Genomic DNA, 22,860 nt, shown 5'->3' on the forward strand with positions numbered 1-22,860 from the left:
TGCGGACCAGGCCACTACAAGGGCCAATACGAAGCCGGTGGCTCCTTCCGCCTGCGATCGGCAGGCCGACGGGCGGCAGGCCGCCGATCAGCCGGCCGGTCAGGCGGTGGCGCGGTCGGCCAGCGCGACCGGCGGCTCGTCGTCCATCTCGAACGCCATCGGGAACGGCGCGTGTCCCGCGAGCCGGAACCAGCGGACCTTGCGGTGGCGGCGCAGCGCGCGGGCCGCGCGGACGGCGTCGTTGTGGAAGCGGCGGGCCATGGGGACCCGGCGCACGGCCTGGGCCAGCTCCTCCGCGGCCTCCTCGCCGCCGGGCGCCTCCCGGACCGCCTCGACCTGGTCGGGCTCGCTGAACACGGCCCTGAGCGCCTGGCTCAGCTCGCTCTCGGCGACCTCGCGCTGCTCCTCCTCGGCCTGCCGGGCCGCGTGCGCCGCCTCGTACAGGACGATCGACGCGGCCGGGTCGAGCACGCCGGACGTGGCCAGTTCCTGGGCGACGGAGGCGCGGCGCAGGAGTTGGGCGTCCAGAGCGGCGCGGGCCGCGTCGATACGGGCGTGCAGGCGGTCCAGGCGGCCCGCGGTCCAGCTCAGATAGAGCCCGATCGCGAAGAGGGCTACGGCGATCCAGATCAGGGTGGCGGTCACGGGCGGCAAGGCTACCGTCGGCGCGGGGTGTCACCGCGCGTGCGGGCCCCCTAGAGCGCGCCCGGCGGGGTCAGTCGCGGGCCAGGCCGAAGCGGGATCTGAAGCGGCCCAGGCGCTCGTCCTCCGCCACCGCCGCCGCGCCCTGGGTCACCGTCTCGTACACGGAGAGGATGTCGGCACCGACCGTCGACCAGTCGAAGCGGCGGACGTGCCTGCTGCCGCGATCGCGCAGTTCCGCGCGGCGGGTGGGGTTGCCGAGGAGTTTGACGGCCGCCTCGGCGAGCGTGTCGGCGTCCTCGTTGGCGAAGAGTTCGCCGGCCGCGCCCTGGTCGAGGACCTGCGCGAAGGCGTCCAGGTCGGAGGCGAGCACGGGGGCGCCCGCCGACATCGCCTCGACGAGGATGATGCCGAAGGACTCGCCGCCGGTGTTCGGGGCGACGTACACGTCGACGCTGGCGAGCAGCCGCGCCTTGTCCTCGTCGCTGACCATGCCGAGGAACTCGACGCGTTCGCGCATCTCGGCGGGCAGCGAGGCGACGGCCTCCTCCTCGTCGCCGCGGCCCGCGACCAGCAGCCGCGTCCGCGGGCGTTCCGCGAGGATCTTCGGCAGTGCCCTCATGAGGACGGGCAGGCCCTTGCGGGGCTCGTCGATCCGCCCGATGAAGCCGAGGGTGTCCCCCTGCCACTCGGGCCGGGGCTCGGCCCGCGCGAAGAAGTCGACGTCGACGCCGTTGGGGATGACGACCGCGTCGCCGCCGAGGTGCTCGACGAGGGTGCGGCGGGCGTACTCGCTCACGGCGATGCGCGCGCTGATCTTCTCCAGCGCGGGCTGCAGGATCGGGTACGCCGCGATCATCGCGCGCGAGCGGGGATTGGACGTGTGGAAGGTGGCCACGATCGGCCCCTGCGCCGCCCAGCAGGCGAGCAGCCCGAGCGACGGTGACGCCGGCTCGTGGATGTGGATCACGTCGAAGGTGCCGTCGTGCAGCCAGCGGCGTACCCGCGCGGCGCTCAGGAACCCGAAGTTGAGACGGGCCACCGAGCCGTTGTACGGGACGGGCACGGCCCGGCCGGCCGAGACGACGTACGGCGGCAGGGGGGTCTCGTCGTCAGCCGGGGCGAGGACGGAGACCTCGTGCCCCAGGGCGATGAGGTGCTCCGCCAGATCGCGGATGTGGAACTGGACGCCGCCCGGCACGTCCCAGGAGTACGGGCAGACGATTCCGATCCTCACGCCGGCCGCTCCTCAAAACTGTCCAGGTCGGCCAGCCACAGGCGCTGCAACATGTGCCAGTCCTCCGGATGGTCCGCGATCCCCGTGGCGAAGGCATCGGCCAGCGCCTGTGTCATGACAGACGTCTTCTCGGCCCGGGTGCCTGTCTCCGGTACGTCGATGGGCGGGTGGACACGACCGCGCATGACGGCCGTGTCGTCGTACCAGAGAGTGACCGGCAGCAGCAGCGCGCCGGTCTGCTGGGCGAGCATGGCCGGTCCGGCGGGCATCCGGGTCGGCTCGCCGAAGAACTTCACCTCGACGCCCGACGAGGACAGGTCGCGGTCGGCGACCAGGCAGACGAGGCCGCCCGCCCGCAGCCGGCGCGCCAGCGTCCCGAAGGCGGCGCCGCCGGTGTGCGGCAGCACCTCCATGCCCAGGCCCTCGCGGTAGGCGACGAACCGGTCGTACAGGGTCTCCGGCTTGAGCCGTTCGGCGACCGTCGTGAAGGGGGTCTCCAGCTTGGTGGTGACCCAGGCGCCCGCGAGGTCGTAGTTGCCCATGTGCGGCAAGGCGAGGACGACGCCCTTGCCGGTGGCGAGGCCGTCGACGAGATGGTGGACGTCCTCGGGCGTGAAGCCGTTCCTGATGCGGTCCTTGCTCCAGGTGGGGAGCCGGAAGGACTCCATCCAGTAGCGCAGGTACGAACGCATGCCGGCCTTGGAGAGGCGCGCCAGGTGCTCGGGGCTCGCGTCGGGCACCACGCGCGCGAGGTTCGCCTCCAGGCGGAGCACGCCCTTGCCGCGCTTCTTCCAGACGGCGTCCGCGATGGTCCGGCCCAGGCGCGTGGCGACCGGCTCGGGCAGCTTCTTGACCCCGGCCCAGCCGAGCCCGTACAGCGCGTCGGTGATCCGTTCCTGCGCGCCGCTCACGAGGCGGCCTCCTCCTGGGCCGAGGCGGCTGCCGCCTCGGCCTCGGCGGACTCCCGGCGCACCGTGACCACGCGCTGGATCAGCGTGACAAGGCTGCCGACGGCGACGATCCACAGCGCGACGGGCAGCAGGTACTGAATGCCGGGCACGCCGAACTTGTGCAGACCCGCGAAGCCCGCGGCCACCAGCGTGATGACGAGCCGCTCGGCGCGCTCGACGAGGCCGTTGACGGCGACCGGCAGGCCGATCGATTCTCCACGTGCCTTCGTGTACGAGACGACCTGGCCGCTGGCGAGGCAGAAGATGGACACCGCGCACAGCGTGTTGTCGTCGCCGCTGCCCGCGTACCAGAGCGCGAGACCGCCGAAGATGGCGCTGTCGGCGACCCGGTCGAGCGTGGAGTCGAGGAAGGCTCCCCAGCGGCTGGAGCGGCCGAGCTGGCGCGCCATGTTGCCGTCCACGAGGTCCGAGAAGACGAACAGCGTGATGACGACCGTGCCCCAGAAGAATTCCCCGCGCGGGAAGAAGACCAGCGCTCCCGCCATCACTCCGGCCGTGCCGAGGAGTGTGACCGTGTCGGGGCTCACCCCGCGACGGATGAGAAACGCGGCGAACGGTGTGAGGACACGCGTGAAGAATGCACGCGCGTACTTGTTCAGCATGGCCTTCCCGAGGGTCGGTGCCGTGCGGCCCCTCTGGCCACCGGCTGGCCCATCGTAGCCACGCGTGCCCGGATACGGCCGCCGGGCCACCACGCGCGCGTGCGATCTCGTACGACGTATGGACGCACCGTGACCGGAGTGGAAAGCTCGAAGGCACCGCGGGCGTCGCCGAAGCCGCCTCCCAACACGCGGGTTCGCGTGTCCGCCTGCCGTGACCACGGCCCCGACGAGGGCCACCTCACCGTGAGAACCGACCGGGAGGCAAGGACATGGGCGACAAGGCGAACGGACACCCCGGAGCCGCCGGCAGGGCGACGACGGCCGACCATCCCGCGTCCGTACGGAATGTGGTGCTGGTCGGCCACAGCGGATCGGGCAAGACGACGCTGGTGGAGGCGCTCGCGCTGACCGCGGGGGCGGTGAACCGGGCGGGCCGCGTCGAGGACGGCACGTGCGTCTCCGACTACGACGAGATCGAGCACCGGCAGCAGCGCTCGGTCCAGCTCTCCCTGGTCCCGGTGGAGTGGGACGGCTTCAAGATCAATCTGCTGGACACCCCCGGCTACGCGGATTTCGTCGGGGAGCTGAGGGCCGGTCTGCGGGCCGCGGACGCGGCCCTTTTCGTCGTCTCGGCGTCGGACGGGCCGGAGACCTTGGCGGGGGCCACCCGGATGGTGTGGGACGAGTGCGCGGCGGTCGGCATGCCGCGGGCCATCGTGGTCACCCATCTGGAGGCGGCGCGCGCCGACTTCGAGGACGTGACCCGTACCTGCGCCGAGTTCTTCGGCGGGGACGATCCCGACGCCGTCCTGCCGCTGTACCTGCCGCTGCACGGCGCGCAGGGAGCGGACGGGCACGCGTCCGTGACGGGTCTGACCGGGCTGCTCTCCCAGCGGCTGTACGACTACGCGTCGGGCGAACGCAAGGAGTCCGAGCCCGACGACGGGCAGCTGCCGCGGATCGAGGAGGCCCGCAACCGGCTCATCGAGGGGATCATCGCGGAGAGCGAGGACGAGACCCTGATGGACCGCTATCTGGGTGGCGAGGACGTCGACGTCAAGACGCTCGTCGAGGACCTGGAGCGGGCGGTGGCGCGCGGTGTCTTCCACCCGGTCCTCGCCGCGGCCCCGGCCGCGGAGGGCGGTCGGCAGGGCATCGGGACGGTCGAGCTCCTGGAGCTGATCACGGGTGGCTTCCCGAGCCCGCTGGAGCGCGCGGCACCGGCCGTGGCGACGCCGGGCGGGGCGCCCCGCGCGATCCCGTCCTGCGATCCGGAGGGACCGCTGGTGGCGGAGGTCGTGAAGACCGCCTCGGACCCCTATGTCGGCCGGGTCTCTCTCGTACGGGTCTTCTCCGGCACCCTGCGCCCGGACGAGACGGTGCACGTGTCGGGGCACGGGCTGGCCGACCGCGGCCACGAGGATCACGATGTGGACGAGCGGATCGAGGCCCTGTCGGCGCCGTTCGGCAAGCAGCAGCGGACCCTGACGCACTGCATCGCGGGCGATCTCGCCTGTGTGGCGAAGCTGAACCGGGCGGAGACCGGTGACACGCTCTCCGCGAAGGACGACCCGCTGCTGATGACGCCGTGGGACATGCCGGACCCGCTGCTGCCGCTGGCGATCCAGGCGCACAGCAAGGCCGACGAGGACAAGCTGTCGCAGGGTCTGTCGCGGCTGGTCGCGGAGGATCCGACGATGCGGCTCGAACAGAACCAGGACACCCATCAGGTGGTGCTGTGGTGCCTGGGCGAGGCGCACGCGGACGTCGCGCTGGAGCGGCTGCGCAGCCGGTACGGCGTCCAGGTCGACGTCGTCGCGCACAAGGTCTCCCTGCGCGAGACGTTCGCGAACAGGTCGGCGGGGCGCGGCCGCCACGTGAAGCAGTCCGGCGGGCACGGGCAGTACGCGATCTGCGAGATCGAGGTGGAACCGCTGCCCGGCGGCTCGGGCGTCCAGTTCGTGGACAAGGTCGTCGGCGGGGCCGTGCCGCGGCAGTTCATCCCGTCCGTCGAGAAGGGCGTGCGGGCGCAGGCCACGAAGGGGGTCGCCGCCGGGTATCCGCTGATCGACGTGCGCGTGACGCTGCTCGACGGCAAGGCGCACTCGGTGGACTCCTCGGACGCGGCGTTCCAGACGGCGGGCGCGCTCGCGCTGCGGGAGGCGGCCGCGGGCACCCGGATCCATCTCCTGGAACCGGTGGCCGAGGTCCAGGTCCTGGTCGGCGAGGATTACGTGGGGAGCGTGATGAGCGATCTGTCCGGCCGGCGCGGCCGCGTCGTCGGCACCGAACAGGCGCCGGGCGGCCGCACCCTCGTACGGGCCGAGGTTCCGGAGATCGAGATCGGCCGGTACGCGGTCGATCTGCGCTCCCTGTCGCACGGCACCGCACGTTTCAGCCGCCGGTACGCACGGCACGAGCCGATGCCTCCGCAGCTCGGCGACCGGATCCGCGAGCAGGCCGGGGACAGTCCCTAGCCGGGGAACGGCCGGACCCGCCCCCACCGGCATCCCGTCTTGGAGGGACGGATGTCGGTAGGGGCCGTTACGCTGGTCGACGATCAACATCATCAAGCCGATGAACCGATCAACAGGTGTGCGGGGCAGGGAAGTCGGGAAGAGCCGCAGCAGCGAGGGCAGGCGGCGATGGGGGCGGCAGTGGCGGACGACGCATTCGATTTCAGGCCCGGGGCCCAGGTCCCGCTGCAGGGTTCCGCGGGACAGACCGCGGCGACGTTCGCCATCGCCTCGGCGGCGTACCGGGACGACCCGGCGGCGAAGATCCTGGAGGCGAACAACGACTGGCACAAGTCCGAGCTGAAGAGCGGCAAGTCGTCGCTGTTCGCGCCCAATCTCGGCGAGGCGTTCTCCCGCGCGGTGCAGCTGCGGATGCTGGGCGGCGGCCGCAAGCCCCTCATCCAGTCGTTCGGCACGGAGCCCCAGGTCGTCGTGGAGCACTGTCTCGCGGCGAACAACATCCGCCGTCAGCGCGACCGGCTGCTCACCATCATCACCCTGGTCTTCGGTGTCCTGTTCCTTCCGGGTTTCCTGCTGTGGCTGGCCGCGTTCCAGATCCGCCAGCGGAGCAACGCGCGGGTGGCGCTGGCGGAGAAGGAGGTCAAGGAGGCCGCGGGCAAGGGAGCGGCGGCGCAGCGCGAGGCGAAGAAGCACGAGATCGCCGCGCACGGCCGGTCGGCCTTCGCCACGACGGTCATGGTCGTCGTCGGCGTGGGCATCGTGATCCTGCTGATCAAGCTGCCGTTCGGCGGTTTCTGGGCCTGGTACCTGCGGGCGTGCTTCGTCGCGCCCGTCATCGGCGCGTTCTGGGCCCGGCGGGTCTGCGAGCGGACCGCGCAGGACCTGCGCGACCGGTGGGACGCGCTGCTCTCCGGCGGCGGGATCGGCGCGAAGATCCCGGAGGCGGTGCCCGGCAGCCCCGGCGAGACCGCCGCGGAGCAGCTGCGCCAGAACCTGGCCAAGCTGACCGCGGAGCAGCAGTCGAACACGGTCTTCTACGCGGGCCCCAAGGGCATCCTGGGCATGGGCACCCGCTGGGGCAGCTGGCAGCTCGCCGAGGACCTGGTCTCGCGCGAGCCGGGCAAGGAGATCCACCCGTTCCGCAGCTGGGACGTCATCCGCGTGATCCACGACCAGCTGCGCCTGCTCGAGCGGGGCCCGCTGCACACGGGCGGCTTCCCGACGCCGTCGATCAAGCACTGGATCGTCACCCCGATCGGGGAGAACGCCTCGTCGGTGGCCCGCCCCACGGGCGAGGACGTCGACGCGTTCCAGATCAAGCAGCACGAGATACAGCGGATCTGCAACGAGCAGCAGTTCGGCAGCGGTGACCGGCACTACCTGGGCGTCCAGTTCACGCTCTGGGACGGCCAGTTGGTGATCACGATGCTGATCACGGTGACGGTGCTGCACGAGACGCTGCGCATCGAGGTGACCGGGCACGCGCTGGGCCCGGTGCACTCCCTGTTCACGTCGAAGCCCGAGGCGAAGACGAAGACGGTCGCCAAGTCGATACGGTTCTGGGAGACCACGGACCGGACGCTGCCGCTGATCGAGGCGGACGACGCCGTCCGGATCGCGGTCCGCGCCCCGCTCTCCTGGTACCCGCCGCTGCTGGACCACATGGGCGGCAAGCTGGTGCTGCCCGAGCCGTTCGGGCTGCGGCACGCCTGGGCCGACCAGCCCTGGCGGCACCGCTTCATGGCGGACGACGCGCTGCGCACCGCGACCCCGGTGCTGCGCGTGGTCCACTCGGCGGCCATCCGCGTCCTGGAGGAACACGGCGTGGACACCGAGAAGTTCGGCACCCGCTCCGGCTTCCTCAGCGGCCAGGTCCAGGACCCGTCTCCGCGCAAGGCCGACGTGTACGACGCGTAGCTCCCACCCGCTCGTCGCCCCGGTAGGTGAACCGCGGCATCCAGTACTGCGCCACCGGCCCCACCGACACCGCGTACAGCACGGTGCCGATGCCCACTCCCCCGCCGAGCAGCCAGCCGGCGGCGAGGACCACGACCTCGATGGCGGTGCGGACGGTGCGCACGCTGCGGCCCGTCGCGGCGGTGAGGCCGGTCATCAGGCCGTCGCGGGGGCCGGGCCCGCAGCGGGCGCCGACGTAGACGGCGATCGAGAGCCCGTTGAGGAGGATCCCGGCCGCGAGCAGTGCGGCGCGGGCCGGGAGGGCGAGGCCGGAGGGCAGGAGCCACAGCCCCAGGTCGCAGGACCAGCCCACCGTGAGGATGTTCGCGAAGGTGCCCAGGGTGGGCCGCTGGCGCAGCGGGATCCACAGCAGCAGGACGGCCACGCCGATCAGATTGGTGAGCGTGCCGAAGCTGAGCGGGAGGTGCTGGGCGAGCCCTTCGTTGAGGACGCTCCACGGGGCGAGGCCCAGGCCCGAGCGGATCATGAGCGCGACGCTGAACCCGTACAGGAACAGACCGGCGACGAGCTGCGGCAGCCGGCGGGCGGGCCGTTCGCGCAGCGGTACGTAGGACAGGGACATCAGGACTCCGGAGGAACGGGCGTGCGCCGCCACGGGAGGGCGGCTTCAGGGCCAATGCCGTCACTCTGTAGATTGATTGGCTCGATATGCAGGGCCAATCGCAGGAGAATGGTGTGGTTCCCGACTCTGAGCACGCCTCTGAGCACGCCGCTGGGTACGCCTCCGGGTACGCCGACGCCTCCGGTCCCGGCGCCCGGACAGCCCGGACCATCGGAGCCCGCCGGCTCGCCGCGCTGCTTCCCGACCCGGCGCGGTCCCGGCCCGCATACCGTCATCTGGCCCACGCCATGGGCGAGTTGATCCTCGACGGACGGCTCGCGCTGCATGTGCGGCTGCCCGCCGAGCGGGAGCTGGCGACCGCGCTCGGCACCAGCCGGACCACGGTCACGGCCCTGTACGACCTGCTGCGCGAGAGCGGGTACGCGCACAGCAGGCAGGGCTCCGGCACCTGGACCGCGCTGCCCGCGGGCCATGCCGCGAAGGGCGTCAGCAGGCTGCTGCGCCCCGAGGACACGGCGATCGACCTGGCCAGGGCCGCTGCCGCGCTGCCCGGGCAGCTCCTCGCCGACACCCTCGCCGAGATCGCCCCGCAGGCGGCCGGGCACGCGGGAACCCTGGGCTATCACCCGTACGGGCTGCCGGAGTTGAGAGCGGTGATCGCCGACCGGTTCACGGCGCGCGGCCTGGCCACGACGCCCGAGCAGATCCTGGTCACCTCAGGCGCCCAGCACGGCCTCTCGCTCGTCCTGGGCCTGCTGGCCGGGCCCGGGGACCGGGTCATGGTCGAGAACCCGTCCTACCCGAACGCCCTGGAGGCGCTGCGCCGCCGCGGGCTGCGCACGGTGTCGGTCCCCGTGACGGACGGCCCCGCACGGGAAGGCGCCGCGGCGAGGGGCGGCTGGGACGTAGAGATCGTCGAGTCGACGCTGCGCCGCTCCGTGCCGCAGCTCGGCTATCTGGTGCCGGACTTCCACAACCCGACGGGCCGGCTGATGCCGTCCGCCGAGCGGGCCAGGGTGCTGTCGGCCGCGCACCGCTCCGGGACCTGGCTGATCGTCGACGAGACCCTGGCGGAGCTGGCGCTCGACGCACCGGCCCCGCCGCCGTTCGCGGCGCACGGCACGGCGGAGGCGGCGGGCAAAGTCATCACGACCGGGTCGCTGAGCAAGACGCACTGGGCGGGCCTGCGCATCGGCTGGGTGCGCGCCCCCGCCCGGCTGGTGACGGAGCTGGCCGCGCAGCGGGTGGCGACCGACATGGGCGGTTCCGTCGTCGACCAGCTCCTGGCGCTCGCCCTGCTGACCAGGACGGACGATCTGCTGCCCGGCCATCTGGACCGCCTGCGCGAGCGGCGCGCCGCGCTCGTCGAGGCGCTGCGCCGGCACACGCCCCGGTGGTCGTGGCACACCCCGCCCGGCGGCCTCTCCCTCTGGGTCGACCTGGGCGCGCCGGTCTCCTCCGCCCTGGCCGAGCGGGCGCTCGCGCACGGGGTGCGGATCGAGGGCGGCGGCTACTTCGGTACGGATCCGGGTCTGTTCGAGAACCGGCTGCGCATCCCGTTCACCCTGCCGCCGGACACGCTCACCGAAGCGGTGCAGCGGATGGCCCGCGCGCTCGCCGAGGAGCCGGGCCCGGCCGCCTCGGCGCACCGGCCGCACTGGATCGCGTAGGACACGGGTACGGCGGATCCGGGCCCGTCCAGGAACCGGATCCGCCGACGGGACGTACCGGGAATCAGGCGCCCGGCCACGCCTTGGCGAGCGCGGTCCGGGTGTCGGCCAGCATCTGCGGCAGCACCTTGGTGTGGCCGACGACCGGCATGAAGTTCGTGTCGCCGCCCCAGCGCGGGACGACGTGCTGGTGCAGGTGGGCGGCGATACCGGCGCCGGCGACCGCGCCCTGGTTCATGCCGATGTTGAACCCGTGCGCCCCCGAGGCGGCGCGCAGCGCGGTCATCGCGTGCTTGGTGAAGACGGCCAGCTCGGCGGTCTCGGCGTCGTCGAGGTCGGTGTAGTCGGCGACGTGCCGGTAGGGCAGCACCATCATGTGCCCGCCGTTGTACGGGTACAGGTTGAGGATCGCGAAGACGTGCTCGCCGCGCGCCACGATCAGCGCGTCCTCGTCGGTCTTGCCGGGAGCGGCGCAGAAGGGACAGCCGTCGTCGGCTCCGGGGCCCGTCGGTTTGCCCTCGCCCTGGATGTAGGCGATGCGGTGCGGGGTCCACAGACGCCCGAATCCGTCCGGTTCACCCACTGGACCGACCTGCTGCTCCGGCTCACTCGTCATGAAGTGCAGCATATGGCGTGACCTCCGGACAGCGTGTCGCCGGGTGGGACACCGGGTGGCCGCACGCGATGCTGTGCGGATGACGGACAGCCCTCTCGCCCGCTGGGAGCGGTACAACGGCACCGTGCTCGCCGTGGCCTCCCTGCTGTACCTCGCCAGTTACGCGGTCAGAGTCCTGGGCCACGGCCTGCCGGGCGCCGTGCGCGACCTGTGTCTGGCGGTGACCCTCGCGTCCTGGGCCGTCTTCGCCCTGGACTACGGGGTGCGCAAGCGGCTCAGCGGGCAGCGCTGGCCGCGCTTCGTGCGCACGCACTGGCTGGACACGGTGGTGCTGGTGCTGCCGCTGCTGCGGCCGGTGCGGATCGTGCAGGCCTACGAGACGGTGCAGGCCCACCACGACCGGCCGCGGCTCGCCCTGCACGCGCGGGTGATCACGTACGCCGGTGTCTCGGTGACCCTGCTCGGCTTCGCGGGCTCGCTCGCCCTGTACCAGCAGGAGCGCACCGCTCCGGGCGCGGACATCGTCACGTACGGGGACGCGGTCTGGTTCACCTGCACGACGCTGTCGACCGTGGGCTACGGCGATCTGGCACCGGTGACGCCGCTGGGGCGGCTCATCGCGGTGGGCGTGATGGCCTGCGGTCTGGCCCTGCTGGGCGCGGTCACCGGCACGTTCTCGTCGTGGCTGCTCCAGGTCTTCGCGCGAGAGGGCGAGAGGCCCCCGGGGAACTCCCCGGGGGCCTCCGACGGCAAGGACTGAGCCTCAGACCTGCGCCCGCTCCTCGACGACCTTCACGATCTTCGCGATGGCCTCGTCGACCGGGATGCCGTTCTCCTGCGAGCCGTCGCGGTAGCGGAAGGACACCGAACCGGCGTTCATGTCCTCGTCGCCCGCGATGACCATGAAGGGCACCTTGGCCTTCTGCTGGTTGCGGATCTTCTTCTGCATCCGGTCCGAGGACGCGTCGACCTCGACGCGCAGCCCCTGGGCACGGGCCTTCTCGGCGAACTCCTGGAGGTACTCCACGTGTCCGTCGCCGATCGGGATGCCGACGGCCTGGACCGGGGCGAGCCACGCCGGGAACGCGCCCGCGTAGTGCTCCAGGAGCACGCCGAAGAACCGCTCGATCGAGCCGAACAGGGCGCGGTGCAGCATGACGGGCTGCTGGCGCGAGCCGTCCGCCGCGGTGTACTCCAGGCCGAACCGCTTGGGCTGGTTGAAGTCCACCTGGAGGGTCGACATCTGCCAGGACCGGCCGATGGCGTCCTTGGCCTGCACGGAGATCTTCGGGCCGTAGTAGGCGGCGCCGCCCGGGTCCGGGACCAGCGGCAGGTTCTGCTTCTCGGCGGCCTGGCGCAGCGCCTCGGTGGCCTCCGCCCAGTCCTCGTCCGAGCCGATGAACTTGTCGGAGTCGTCGCGGGTGGACAGCTCCAGCTCGAACTCGGTCAGGCCGTAGTCGCGCAGCAGGTCGAGGACGAAGGTGAGGAGCTTGTCGAGCTCCTCCGCCATCTGCTCCTTGGTGCAGTAGATGTGCGAGTCGTCCTGGGTGAAGCCGCGCGAGCGGGTCAGGCCGTGCACGACGCCCGACTTCTCGTACCGGTACACGGTGCCGAACTCGAAGAGCCGCAGCGGGAGTTCACGGTAGGAACGGCCGCGGGACTTGAAGATCAGGTTGTGCATCGGGCAGTTCATCGCCTTGAGGCGGTAGTTCTGCTCGTCGAACTCGATCGCCGGGAACATGCCCTCGGCGTAGTGCGGCAGGTGGCCCGAGGTGTGGAAGAGGCCTTCCTTGGAGATGTGCGGGGTGTTCACGAACTCGTAGCCGGAGACCTCGTGGCGGCGCCGCGAGTAGTCCTCCATGACCTTGCGGACCACGCCGCCCTTGGGGTGGAACACGGCGAGGCCGGGGCCCAGCTCCTCCGGGAAGGAGAAGAGGTCCAGCTCGGCGCCCAGCTTGCGGTGGTCGCGCTTCTCGGCCTCGGCGAGGAAGTCGAGGTAGCCCTTGAGCTCGTCCTTCGACGGCCACGCGGTGCCGTAGATGCGCTGGAGCTGCGGGTTCTTCTCGCTGCCGCGCCAGTAGGCGGCGGCCGAGCGCATCAGCTTGAACGCGGGGATGATCCGGGTCGACGGCAGGTGCGGGCCGCGGCAGAGGTCCTTCCAGCACAGGTCGCCGGTCTTGGCGTCGAGGTTGTCGTAGATGGTCAGCTCGCCGCCGCCCACCTCGGCGTCCGCGCCGTCGGCGGCCTGCGCCGCGTTGCCCTTGAGGCCGATGAGCTCCAGCTTGTACGGCTCGTCGGCCAGCTCGACCCGGGCGGCCTCGTCGGTGGTGACCCGGCGGGAGAACTTCTGGCCCCGCTTCTGGATCTCCTGCATCTTCTTCTCGACGCGCTTGAGGTCCTCGGGGGTGAACGGCTCCTTGACGTCGAAGTCGTAGTAGAAGCCGTCCTTGATGGGCGGGCCGATGCCGAGCTTGGCGTCCGGGAACAGCTCCTGGACGGCCTGCGCCATGACGTGCGCGGTCGAGTGCCGCAGGATGTTCAGGCCGTCCTCGGAGGAGATCTCCACCGGCTCGACGGTCTCGCCGTCGGCGACGACGTACGCGAGGTCCTTCAGCTCTCCGGCCACGCGGGCCGCGACGATGCTGCGCTCACCGGCGAAGAGCTCGGCGGCCGTAGTGCCCGTGGTCACCACGCGCTCGTCCCGCTCGGAATCGCGTTGGATGATCACACGGACTTCTGACACCGGTCTCTCCTGACTGAAAGGGAATGCCACGCCAAAACCTGTGACGCGCGCAAGGGCGATCGTACCGAGTCACCAGGACCGCTCGCGAAACGGTTAATCGGGCGCCCCCGGCAGGCGGGCCCTAGCGTGAGTGCCATGGCACTCGACTGGAACACGCTCCTGACCGACCAGCTGGACTGGCACTGGCGCAACCAGCTGCGCCCGCGACTGGCCGGGCTGACCGACGGCGAGTACTTCTGGGAGCCGGTCGCGGGCTGCTGGAGCCTGCGCCCCCGCGACGACGGCGGCTTCACCGTCGACTGGGCCTTCCCGGCGCCGGAGCCCGCACCGGTCACGACCATCGCCTGGCGGCTGAACCACATCCTCATCGGCGTCCTGGGCGCCCGCAGTGCCGCGCATTTCGGGGCGGAACCCGTGGACTACGACACCTATCTCTATCCGGCGACGGCCACGGAGGCGCTGGACCGCCTCGACGCGGCGTACGCGGTGTGGATGGCCGGCGTCCGGGGCCTGGGCGAGGCGGGCCTCGCCCGCCCGTGCGGACCGGCCGAGGGCCCGTACGCCGACGAGCCGATGGCGACTCTCGTCCTGCACATCCACCGCGAGACGATCCACCATGGGGCGGAGATCTCCCTGCTCAGGGATCTGTACGCGCGTCAGCCGCTCCAGGGCTAGTCGTCGCCGGCGCAGGCCTCCTCGAAGAAGTCCAGGTTCTCCTGGAGCGACTTCATCAGGCGGTCCCGCTCGGCCTCGTCCACCTGGACGGGCACGACGCCGCTCGCGCCGGTCAGGCGGCGGAAGCCGCCGCGGCTCTCCAGGCGGCCGTGCACCCGGATCGGCAGGCCGACCAGGTGGGCGTGGCCCGCGATCCGGTACGCCTCCTCGTCCAGCGTCATCCGCACGTGCGGCACCTCGGCGCCCGCGATGACGCGCAGCCGCACCGTGCCCTCGCCGCGCGGCCCGGTCCTGGCCAGGCGGACGACGGTGCCGGTGACGCGGACGAAGACGGCGGGCTCGGCGTGCAGGTAGCGGGTGCCCGCCGCCCGCAGGATGTCGAGGTCGCCGGGCGAGAACTCGACGGGGTCGTCGCCGTCCGTGCACTCCTCGGGCACCCCGGCGGCGGGCGCCCAGGCGACGCCGACCCGGGCGCCCTCCGTCCCGCGCACCAGGGCGACCAGCGCCTCGGTCAGCTCATGGCTCACCCCGGCCTCGACGGCGGCATCGAAGGCGTCCATGCCGCCCGTGGCCCGCCGGTAGTCGATGGCCTCGCGCACCGCGTACAGCGCCTGGTGCAGCCGGACGGCGAGCGAGCGGCCCGCGGTGACGGGCACGAACGCGGTGAGGCGGCGGCCGCCCGGCGCCGCCTGGACCAGCACCTGTTCCAGGGCCGCGGCGGCGGGCCTGCGGTGCCGCGCGCCGTAGTACCCGGCGCGGCCGCGCGCCGCGAGCGCCCCGGCGAGCAGCATCCGCCGGGCCGCGGAGCGCAGTTGCTCCTCGACGACCCAGGCGGAGGCGCCCGCGGGACCGGTCGGCACATCGCGCCACCAGCGGATCTCGTCGCTCGGCACGGCGAGCGCGACCAGCACCTCCCGGGCGGCCGGCGTTCCGCTGCGCTCCAGGGCGACCAGCACCTCGCCGAGGAGTTCCTCGGCGTCGGGGAAGGCCCGGGTCTCGGGCACGAGCAGGCTCGTCCGGGTGCCGGGGCCGGGCAGCGTCCAGCGGGCGTAGCGCCCGGCCGCGCCGCCGCGCCGCTCCCAGCCGTGCCGGTCGAGCAGGGCGCTGAGCACGGCGGGGTCGACCTGTCCCGGCTCGGGTCCGGCCGGCTCCACGGGGTGGGCGCGGGCCGTGCCGAGCGGGCGCACGGGGTCGCCGATCGGGCGGTGCTGCATCTCGAACTCCCTTCGTACCGGGCGGAGTTGCCCGGTCAGGGCCGCCCGCCCGTCCCGACCCGGGTCATGATCTCGCACAGCGCGCGGTCGTCGAAGATCCGCGCGGTCGGGATGCGGACGGTGGTCCTGCGCCTGCCGGTGACCGGGTGTCCGGCGAGATTGGTCCAGTAACAGCAGTGCCGCAGGTCGAGCCGGTCGTGGCTGGCGCGCAGCCAGTCGTCCTGGGAGCGCGGCACGAGCATCACGACGAGGATCTTGTGCACCGAGACCGGGGTCCGGGCGAGCTTCTCCAGATGGGGGTTGTCGAGCGTGAAGGAGAAGGACGGGCCCGGTGGGTTCGGCGCGACCTGATACGTCGCTTTGAGCTGCACTTTGATGGTGACTTCGTCGTCGACCGTGTGCCCGGGGGCGCTGTGGCTGACGTGCCAGTCGATGCCGTTGTCGGGAAAGGGCTGCGAGAGCGAGCACCCGGCGGCCGCGGCCACGGCGTGCAGATAGCCCACCTGGAGGGTCTCCATGCAGGCGGTGGTGGCGAGTGTGCCGCGCGACGGTGCGAACCGCTCGGGCAGCAGCCCGCCCTGTTCGGGCTGCGCGAGCGCCATGGTTCAACTGGCCTTTCGGAAGGGTGAATCCCCGCTGAGATCAAGAATTTGATCAAGCACGAGTCAATGGCACCCCGCTGAACTGCCATGACTCGTATCTGTGTTGTCACCGCTCGGCGTACGACGCAAACAGCCCGGGTATCACCGAATCGGGCAGGGGACCATACGTCGACATGACGTCATCTGCCGTAGGTGAAGAAGGAGTTGATGGCACATGACGTGCTGGTACGAAGGCCCCCTCGCGGCCTTCGACACGGAGACCACGGGTGTGGACGTGGAGAGCGACCGCATCGTGTCGGCGGCGCTGGTGGTACAGGACGTCGCGGGCTCCCGTCCGCGGGTGTCCCGGTGGCTGGTCAATCCGGGGGTGCCGGTGCCGCCCGGCGCGACGGAGATACACGGCCTGACCGACGGCCATCTGCAGCGCAACGGCCGCTGGCCGGCGCCCGTGATGGAGGAGATGGGCCGCGCCCTCGCCGAGCAGGCGGCGGCCGGGCGGCCGCTCGTGGTGATGAACGCGCCCTTCGATCTGACCCTGCTGGACCGGGAGTTGAAGCGGCATCGCGCCTCGTCCCTCGTCCAGTACCTGGAGAACCGGCCGCTCTGCGTGCTCGATCCGCGGGTCCTGGACAAGCATCTGGACCGGTACCGCAAGGGCCGCCGCACGCTGACGGATCTGTGCGCGCACTACGAGGTCGAGCTGGCGGAGGCGCACGACGCGGCGGCCGACGCGCAGGCGGCGCTCGATGTGGTCCGTGCGGTGGGCCGCCGGTTCGCGACCCGGCTCGAACGCCTCTCCCCCGCCGAACTCCACACCCTCCAGGCGGTCTGGCACGCGGCCCAGGCGCGGGGCCTGCAAGCCTGGTTCGCCCGCTCCGGAACTCCCGAGGCGGTCGACCCCGCGTGGCCGCTGCGTCCGGAACTGCCGGCCGCGGCCTGACCCGTCCCTCGTTCCCGCCGGGCGGATCCCTGGCACAGCCATGCCCGCGGACAGCAAAAAACCGGCCCGCCGAATCGGCGGACCGGTCATTCTCCGGGTGGGCGATACTGGGTTCGAACCAGTGACCTCTTCGGTGTGAACGAAGCGCTCTCCCACTGAGCTAATCGCCCGGGAACGTGCTGAACAATACAGGTCGCGGCGCCCTGTGTTCAAACCGGTCGCAGAAGGGCGGTCAGCCCGCGCCGGCCGCCGCGCATCATCCACGCGTGATTGGCGAGGAAGACGGGTCTTCCGGGCACGGCGAAGCGCCGCATCAGGGGTCTGCGCACCTCCACCTCCTGCTCGTAGACGGCCCGGGTGCCGCCGAAGGGGCGGGCCCGCAGCGTCCACCGCGCCCACCCGTCGAGGTCCCCGCTCATCGCGATCTCCAGGACCCCGCCGGCCGGGTCGCGGCGCCGCTCGCGGGCCACGACCGTCAGCTCGTACGGCAGGAAGGACCGGAAGACGGCGACGCCGCCGGTGTTGTCCAGCGGCGTCACCGACCGCACCTGCGGCCACCACGCCGGATACTCGTCCGCCTTCTCCAGGACCGCGAACACGGCGGCGGGCGCGGCGGGGAGCAGCCAGACGCTGCGGAAGCGGTAACGGTTCCAGTCCATGAGCCGAGTCTGCCGGGATCAGGGCATTTTGTCCCCGAGCAGGGCGAGGTTCTCGATGGCGGCGAGCCCGTAGAGGGCGGTGTCGTTGGTGTAGACCCAGTTCGCCTCGGTGCCGGCGACCAGTGTCACGGGCCCGTCGACCTTCTCCGTCGTCCACGGCGAGGACTCGGTGTACCCGTCGCTCTTGTAGAACTTCTCCCAGGCGCGCGCCGCGAGCTTCTCGTCCCCGGTGCGCACGGCCGCGTACGCGTCGAGCCGTGAGTGTCCCTGGAAGAGCAGCAGGGTGCCGAAGTCGGCGCCGTAGCGGGCCGCCTGTTCGGTCTTGGTGGCGTTGAAGTAGCGGCAGTAGTCGTAGTACGCCTCCTCGAACTCCGGCATGTCGACGAGGTCGATGAGTTCGGCGCACAGCTCGTTGAGGCCGAAGACCGCCGAGAGGTGCGAGACGCCGACCACCGGCTCGTCGGCGACGGCGAACTTCCCGGTGTCGAGGTCGTAGAGGCCGCTGCCCTGCACGAACCCGTTGGGCTGCGCGGCGATCGTCTCCATGGTGGACAGGACGCGGTCGCGCGCCTTCTCCCACTTCGGCCCGCGCCGCTCCCACTCGGTGAGCCAGGCCGAGACGAGCCCGCTCCAGTCGGTGCCGAAGCCGATGGACAGGGCGTTGCGGTCGGGTACGTAGTCAGTGTCGGTGCGGACCTTGCGCAGCGGGTCGAGGACGAGGAACGTCTCGCCGGAGTCGACGTTGGCGTGCATCAGGTCGCCGACGCGTTCGTCACCGGTGAGGAAGTAGTAGTAGCGGCGGTACGTGGTGTTGGCGATGCGCTGCTGCTTCGCGGAGTCCGCGTAGTGCTGCACGCCGTGCCGGGTGCCGAGCCCGGCCCACTTGCCGAGGTGGTAGACGTCGACCTCGCCGGTGTGCCGGGTCATGGCCTCGGCGAACCGGAAGATGTCGGCGCGGCCGGAGCGCAGATAGGCGAACCAGAGCCAGAGGTCGGGCGAGAGTTCGGAGTTGTCCCAGGCGTAGCCGCCGACGTCGTAGCGCCACTGGTGACGCACGGGGTCGTAGGAGTGCATGACGTCGCCGTAGTCCCAGAAGCCGTACCAGCGCCGCATCTCCACCTGGTCCCTGTAATAGGTGAAGAGGAAGTCGAGGTGATCCTCGATCTTCGCCTTGGCGGGCGTGGAGCGGTCCGGCTCGGAGTACAGGCCCGGGCCGAAGACACCGGCCCCGATGAGCTGCTCGGGCGGGGCGGTGAGCTGCGGCAGGGTGCGGACGGCCTCGATCTGCCGGGCGAGCGTCTCGGGGGTCGGGGTCGCCTCGTTCGCCCAGAACAGCAGTTCGCTGGTGCGCGCGATGCCGTACGGGGTGCCGAACTCGGGCTCGTAGTCCTCGTAGGTGATGTTGAGGCCCTCCAGCTGTTCCGCGTACGTGTCCTGGCCCATGCCGTCGTGGTAGAAGCGCAGGTCCATCGGCTGTGCCTCCGGCGACCAGAGCCAGAGGGTCACCTCGGCCTCGTCGGTCTGCGCGGCGCGGATGTCGAGCCCGGCGGGGTGCTTCTCCCAGAAGTCGCGCAGGCCGAAGGAGAATCCGCCGCTCGGACCGCCGAGGTAGCCGAACCCGGCGGCCCGGCGCCCGCCGCCTGCCGCGATCCAGCCGTGCCCCTTCTTCGTGCGCTTGCGCAGGGTGAAGCCGTCCGCCGACAGCTGGGACAGGGTGTAGTCGCCCCACTCGGGGATGTATTGGAGCCGGGTCGTGACGCGCTGGTCCCACGTCGCGGGGTCGGGCAGCTTCTCCCCCGCGAACTGGGCGGCCTGCACGGCCGCGCCGGGGTCGCGGCGCAGCCCGGTGATGCCCTGGACGGCCTCCCGGATCATGCCGGCGCCCTCGCCGCCGATGCGGATGTGCCGGTCGTACGCGGCGTCGCGCATCGGCACGGTGAAGCGGACGCCGAGCCCGCGGACGAAGTCGCCCGACGCCTTGCCGGGCTCCTGGGTGCCGTCGTACGTGATGGTGTGCACCATGCGGAACGACTCGGCGCCCGCGTAGAAGTAGAACCGGACGGAGAACGGCAGCCAGCTCCGCCCGCCCTTGCGGTGCTTGCCGTCGATCCTGACGACGGCGCGGACCGGGCCGCTCTGTTCGACGGTCGTCTTGTCGATGACGGACTCGAACCGCTCGTACCTGGCGGCCCCTTGGTCGCCGTCCTCGATCTCGCCCTGGCGCAGCAGCACGAGACGCCCGTCCTCGGCGATCTCGGTGGAGCCGCGCGTGACGGTCTTGACCAGGCTCGACCCGCTCTTGCCGAGCTTGGTCACGACGACGCCGGTGTCGACGGTGACGGTCCCGCCGTTCGTCGAGACGGTGACCTTCTTCCCGGGCGCCGCGGCCTGCCCGGCGGCGAGGGTGAGCTTGCCGTCACCGGCGCCGGGGCCCACCGCGTGCGCGGTCCACTTCAGCGAACCGTCCGGCCACTGCGCCAGCGGCCAGGTCTGGACGGGCACCTGCTTGCCGTCGGCGTCGGTGAGGGCGAACTCCTGTCCCTTGTCGTACGCGCCCTTCGGCCACGGCACACCGACGGTGGAGCCGGGGGCGGCGCCGAGCCCGCCGTCCTCCAGCCAGCCGAGCGTGACGGGCCCTGCCTCCGCGGTCTCGGCGGCGGGCGCGGCCTGCGCCTGGCCACCGCCGAGGGCCCAGCTGAACCGGGTGGCGGCGCCGGCGACCGCGGCGGCCTTGAGGAGGGATCTGCGGGGGAACCCGGGAGAGACGGGGGACATCGTTGTTTCCTTTCCGTGCATGCCAAACGTGCTGTACGAGAAGGGAGTTCGCGAAGGGGGGGCGGGGTCAGCTCGTGGTCCGGCCGCGTTCCTCCACGGCGACCGCGGCCGCGGTGAGGACACCGAGTACAGGCACGGCGAGCGGCGGGACGAACCCGGCGCACAGGACGGTGACCGCGATCCCGCACACCAGCAGGAAGGAACCGCCGGGGCCGCGGACGGTGCGGCGCGCGGCAGCGCCGAGCAGCGACCGCCAGGCCGCACCCGGCGTCCATACGGCGGCGGCCCGCAGCACGGCGACGGCGGCCGCGAGCAGCGCGAACAGGCCGACGGCCGCGGCCGCCCGTCCGCCGGGCAGTCCCGCGCGCGCGACAAGCAGGTCGATCCAGACGGCGGCGCAGGCCGCGACGCCCGCGGCCCCGACGAGCCAGCCGTGCCGTACGGCGGACCGGAGGTCGGCGAGGAACTCCCGCCACCCTCCGCTCCGTCCGGTCAGCCGGCGGCGCAAGTGCCGGGCCCCGGCCGCGAAGGCGGCCGGAGCGGTCACGACGGGCAGGGACGCGAGCGCGATCCACACCCCGGTGAGCAGGCATTCGGCGAAGACCCCGAACCCGGCGCGGCGCCGGGACTCCATGGGCGCGGCGCTCATCACTTGAGCCCCGAGGTCGCCATGCCGTCGATCAGGTACCGCTGGAAGGCGGCGAAGAACGCGATGACGGGGATCAGCGCGACCAGGGACATCGCCACCTGTCCGCCGTAGTTCGAGATGCCCTCCTGGTCGCGGAACATCATCAGCCCGAGGGAGACGGTGTACTTGCTGGGGCTGTTGAGATAGATCAGCGGTCCCATGAAGTCGTTCCACGCGTTGATGAAGGTGAAGATGGCGCTGGTGATGACGGCCGGCCGGCTCAGGGGCAGCACGATGGACCAGTAGGTCCGCAGGTGCCCGCACCCGTCCAGCTTGGCGGCCTCGTCGAGCTCCCTGGGCAGTCCGCGCATGAACTGCACCATCAGGAAGACGAAGAAGGCCTCCGTCGCGAGGAACTTGCCCGCGACGAGCGGCACCATCGTGTCGATGAGTTCCAGCTTGCGGAACATCACGTACTGCGGGATGAGCAGCACGTGGTACGGCAGCAGCAGGGTGCCGATCATCAGCGTGAACAGCAGATTCCGTCCGGCGAAGCGGATCTTGGCGAAGGCGTAGGCGGTCAGCGAGCTGGAGAGCACGACGCCGACCACGGCGAGGACCGCGTACGTCAGCGAGTTCAGGAAGAAGCTGCTGATCGAGATGCCGGAGATGCCGTCGGCGAGCCCGGAGAAGTTCGACACGATGGGCTCGGCCGGGAAGAGGTCGAGTCCGCCGACGATCGTCTTGCCGGGCTTGAACGAGGCCCCGACGACCCAGATCACCGGGTAGAGCACGACGGCGAGCACGAGCAGGGCGCCGATGTGCCAGGCGAGGGAGCCGGAGCGGCGCCGCTCCGTGGCCGCGCGCACGACGGGTGTGGCGATACCGGTACCGGTCATGTGGCGGCCCCCGCGTTCTCCGCGCCTTCTCCGTAGTGCACCCATTTCTTCTGCGACCAGAACAGGACCGCGGTGACCAGCGCGACCGCGATCACGAGCGTCCAGGCCATCGCGGAGGCGAAGCCCATCTGAGACTCCTTGAAGCCCTTCTGGTAGAGGTAACAGGTGTAGACGAGCGTGGCGTCGGCCGGTCCGCACCGGGTGTCGGAGACGACATAGGCCGAGCCGAACACCTGGAACGCGTGGATGGACTCCAGCAGGACGTTGAAGAACAGCACCGGCGAGATCATCGGCAGCGTGATGTTCCAGAACCGGCGGAGGGGTCCCGCGCCATCCATCGCCGCCGCCTCGTACAGCTCCTGCGGCACCTGCTTGAGCCCGGCCAGGAAGATGACCATGGGCGCGCCGAACTGCCAGATGCTCAGGGCGACCAGGGCGTAGAGGACGTAGTCCGGATTGCCGATCCAGCCTCCGACGTCGAGCCCGAACATCCTCTGCGTGCGGTCCACGACGGCGTCGTCCGAGAACAGTGCCCGCCATACGAAGCCGACCGACACGCTCGCCCCGATCAGCGAGGGCAGGTAGAAGGCGGCCCGGTACAGGCCCTGGCCGCGCCGTTTCTGGGCGAGCAGCAGCGCCACACCCAGCGCGAGCAGCAGTTTCAGCGGGGTCGCGACGACCACGTACTTCAGCGTGACCTGCACCGACTTCTGCCAGCGCGGGTCCTGGAACATGGTGGTGAAGTTGTCCAGGCCGACCCACTGCGGTGGCGTGAACAGGTTGTAGCTGGTGAACGCGTAGTACAGAGAGGCGATCATCGGCCCCGCGGTCAGCAGCACGAACCCGGCGATCCACGGCGACATGAAGAGATAGCCGGCGAGGTTCTCGCGGCGCCGCCCGCGCCGCCCGGCGACGGGAGCGGCGGGCCGCTTCTTCGCCGGGCGCACGGGCGCTTCCTTGAGGAGCGTCAT

Annotated in this window: 20 protein-coding genes and 1 tRNA gene; 6 read left to right on the forward strand and 15 right to left on the reverse strand. The window is 71.5% G+C overall.

Going from position 1 to position 22,860, the window contains the following annotated elements; translation table 11 throughout:
* Window positions 1-99: 99 nt before the first annotated feature.
* The 4 genes from K377_RS24675 to pgsA all read right to left on the reverse strand — a co-directional run bounded on the left by K377_RS24675 (window position 100) and on the right by pgsA (window position 3,452).
* On the reverse strand, window positions 100-645 hold the full coding sequence (locus K377_RS24675) for a hypothetical protein (RefSeq protein ID WP_111665688.1): 546 nt from the start codon (window positions 643-645) through the stop codon (window positions 100-102).
* Window positions 646-715: 70 nt separating this feature from the next.
* Window positions 716-1,879 (reverse strand): glycosyltransferase family 4 protein, encoded by a 1,164-nt coding sequence (locus tag K377_RS24680; protein WP_111665689.1) that lies wholly within the window; start codon window positions 1,877-1,879, stop codon window positions 716-718.
* Window positions 1,876-2,790, reverse strand: a complete 915-nt coding sequence (locus tag K377_RS24685; protein ID WP_111665690.1) for a phosphatidylinositol mannoside acyltransferase — start codon at window positions 2,788-2,790, stop codon at window positions 1,876-1,878. Before K377_RS24685 ends, K377_RS24680 begins: the two co-directional genes overlap by 4 nt.
* Window positions 2,787-3,452 (reverse strand): phosphatidylinositol phosphate synthase, encoded by a 666-nt coding sequence (gene pgsA / locus K377_RS24690; RefSeq protein WP_111665691.1) that lies wholly within the window; start codon window positions 3,450-3,452, stop codon window positions 2,787-2,789. The genes K377_RS24685 and pgsA overlap by 4 nt, the downstream gene beginning before the upstream one ends.
* 269 nt (window positions 3,453-3,721) lie before the next feature.
* On the opposite strand from pgsA, the gene K377_RS24695 reads away from it, so the two are divergent.
* Both K377_RS24695 and K377_RS24700 read left to right on the forward strand, forming a co-directional pair.
* Window positions 3,722-5,929: an elongation factor G-like protein EF-G2 gene (locus K377_RS24695; protein ID WP_111665692.1), complete on the forward strand. Its 2,208-nt coding sequence runs from the start codon at window positions 3,722-3,724 to the stop codon at window positions 5,927-5,929.
* Between the two features lie 168 nt (window positions 5,930-6,097).
* Entirely contained in the window at window positions 6,098-7,846 is a 1,749-nt protein-coding gene (locus tag K377_RS24700; RefSeq protein WP_111665693.1) for a hypothetical protein, read from the forward strand.
* Here the strand turns inward: K377_RS24700 and K377_RS24705 are convergent.
* Window positions 7,791-8,468: a YitT family protein gene (locus K377_RS24705; protein ID WP_111665694.1), complete on the reverse strand. Its 678-nt coding sequence runs from the start codon at window positions 8,466-8,468 to the stop codon at window positions 7,791-7,793. The genes K377_RS24700 and K377_RS24705 overlap by 56 nt on opposite strands.
* 113 nt (window positions 8,469-8,581) lie before the next feature.
* Here K377_RS24705 and K377_RS24710 point away from each other — a divergent pair, with 113 nt between their 5' ends.
* Complete coding sequence (locus K377_RS24710) at window positions 8,582-10,138, forward strand: PLP-dependent aminotransferase family protein (RefSeq protein ID WP_309252246.1); 1,557 nt, start codon at window positions 8,582-8,584, stop codon at window positions 10,136-10,138.
* Between the two features lie 64 nt (window positions 10,139-10,202).
* Here K377_RS24710 and K377_RS24715 read toward each other — a convergent pair whose 3' ends face one another.
* Window positions 10,203-10,766: an HIT domain-containing protein gene (locus K377_RS24715; protein WP_111665696.1), complete on the reverse strand. Its 564-nt coding sequence runs from the start codon at window positions 10,764-10,766 to the stop codon at window positions 10,203-10,205.
* Window positions 10,767-10,833: 67 nt separating this feature from the next.
* Between K377_RS24715 and K377_RS24720 the strand changes: the two genes are divergently transcribed.
* The gene (locus K377_RS24720) at window positions 10,834-11,514 is read left to right on the forward strand and encodes a potassium channel family protein (RefSeq protein ID WP_111665697.1); all 681 of its coding nucleotides are present in this window, start codon (window positions 10,834-10,836) and stop codon (window positions 11,512-11,514) included.
* Between the two features lie 3 nt (window positions 11,515-11,517).
* On the opposite strand, the gene thrS is transcribed toward K377_RS24720, so the two are convergent.
* Complete coding sequence (gene thrS / locus K377_RS24725) at window positions 11,518-13,497, reverse strand: threonine--tRNA ligase (protein WP_111665698.1); 1,980 nt, start codon at window positions 13,495-13,497, stop codon at window positions 11,518-11,520.
* Between the two features lie 135 nt (window positions 13,498-13,632).
* Here thrS and K377_RS24730 point away from each other — a divergent pair, with 135 nt between their 5' ends.
* Window positions 13,633-14,172, forward strand: coding sequence for a DinB family protein (locus K377_RS24730; protein ID WP_111665699.1), 540 nt, complete (start codon window positions 13,633-13,635; stop codon window positions 14,170-14,172).
* Here K377_RS24730 and K377_RS24735 read toward each other — a convergent pair.
* A complete protein-coding gene (locus K377_RS24735; protein WP_111665700.1) occupies window positions 14,169-15,386 on the reverse strand; it encodes a hypothetical protein in 1,218 nt (405 codons plus the stop codon). The two genes, K377_RS24730 and K377_RS24735, sit on opposite strands and share 4 nt — an antisense overlap.
* Before the next feature lie 35 nt (window positions 15,387-15,421).
* Window positions 15,422-15,988 (reverse strand): DUF4365 domain-containing protein, encoded by a 567-nt coding sequence (locus K377_RS24740; RefSeq protein ID WP_111665701.1) that lies wholly within the window; start codon window positions 15,986-15,988, stop codon window positions 15,422-15,424.
* Window positions 15,989-16,202: 214 nt separating this feature from the next.
* On the opposite strand from K377_RS24740, the gene K377_RS24745 reads away from it, so the two are divergent.
* Window positions 16,203-16,928, forward strand: a complete 726-nt coding sequence (locus K377_RS24745; protein ID WP_111665702.1) for a 3'-5' exonuclease — start codon at window positions 16,203-16,205, stop codon at window positions 16,926-16,928.
* A gap of 98 nt (window positions 16,929-17,026) precedes the next feature.
* Here K377_RS24745 and K377_RS24750 read toward each other — a convergent pair.
* From K377_RS24750 to K377_RS24775, 6 genes are all read right to left on the reverse strand, one after another.
* A tRNA-Val gene (locus tag K377_RS24750) sits at window positions 17,027-17,098 on the reverse strand.
* A 39-nt stretch (window positions 17,099-17,137) separates the two neighbouring features.
* The gene (locus tag K377_RS24755; RefSeq protein ID WP_111665703.1) at window positions 17,138-17,587 is read right to left on the reverse strand and encodes an SRPBCC family protein; all 450 of its coding nucleotides are present in this window, start codon (window positions 17,585-17,587) and stop codon (window positions 17,138-17,140) included.
* A gap of 18 nt (window positions 17,588-17,605) precedes the next feature.
* Entirely contained in the window at window positions 17,606-20,362 is a 2,757-nt protein-coding gene (locus K377_RS24760; RefSeq protein ID WP_111665704.1) for a Tat pathway signal sequence domain protein, read from the reverse strand.
* 67 nt (window positions 20,363-20,429) lie between these two features.
* The gene (locus tag K377_RS24765; RefSeq protein ID WP_111665705.1) at window positions 20,430-21,011 is read right to left on the reverse strand and encodes a hypothetical protein; all 582 of its coding nucleotides are present in this window, start codon (window positions 21,009-21,011) and stop codon (window positions 20,430-20,432) included.
* On the reverse strand, window positions 21,011-21,889 hold the full coding sequence (locus tag K377_RS24770) for a carbohydrate ABC transporter permease (protein ID WP_111665706.1): 879 nt from the start codon (window positions 21,887-21,889) through the stop codon (window positions 21,011-21,013). Before K377_RS24770 ends, K377_RS24765 begins: the two co-directional genes overlap by 1 nt.
* Window positions 21,886-22,860: a carbohydrate ABC transporter permease gene (locus tag K377_RS24775; RefSeq protein WP_111665707.1), complete on the reverse strand. Its 975-nt coding sequence runs from the start codon at window positions 22,858-22,860 to the stop codon at window positions 21,886-21,888. Before K377_RS24775 ends, K377_RS24770 begins: the two co-directional genes overlap by 4 nt.

Source organism: Streptomyces sp. PsTaAH-137 (assembly GCF_003259365.1).
Lineage (GTDB): Bacteria > Actinomycetota > Actinomycetes > Streptomycetales > Streptomycetaceae > Streptomyces.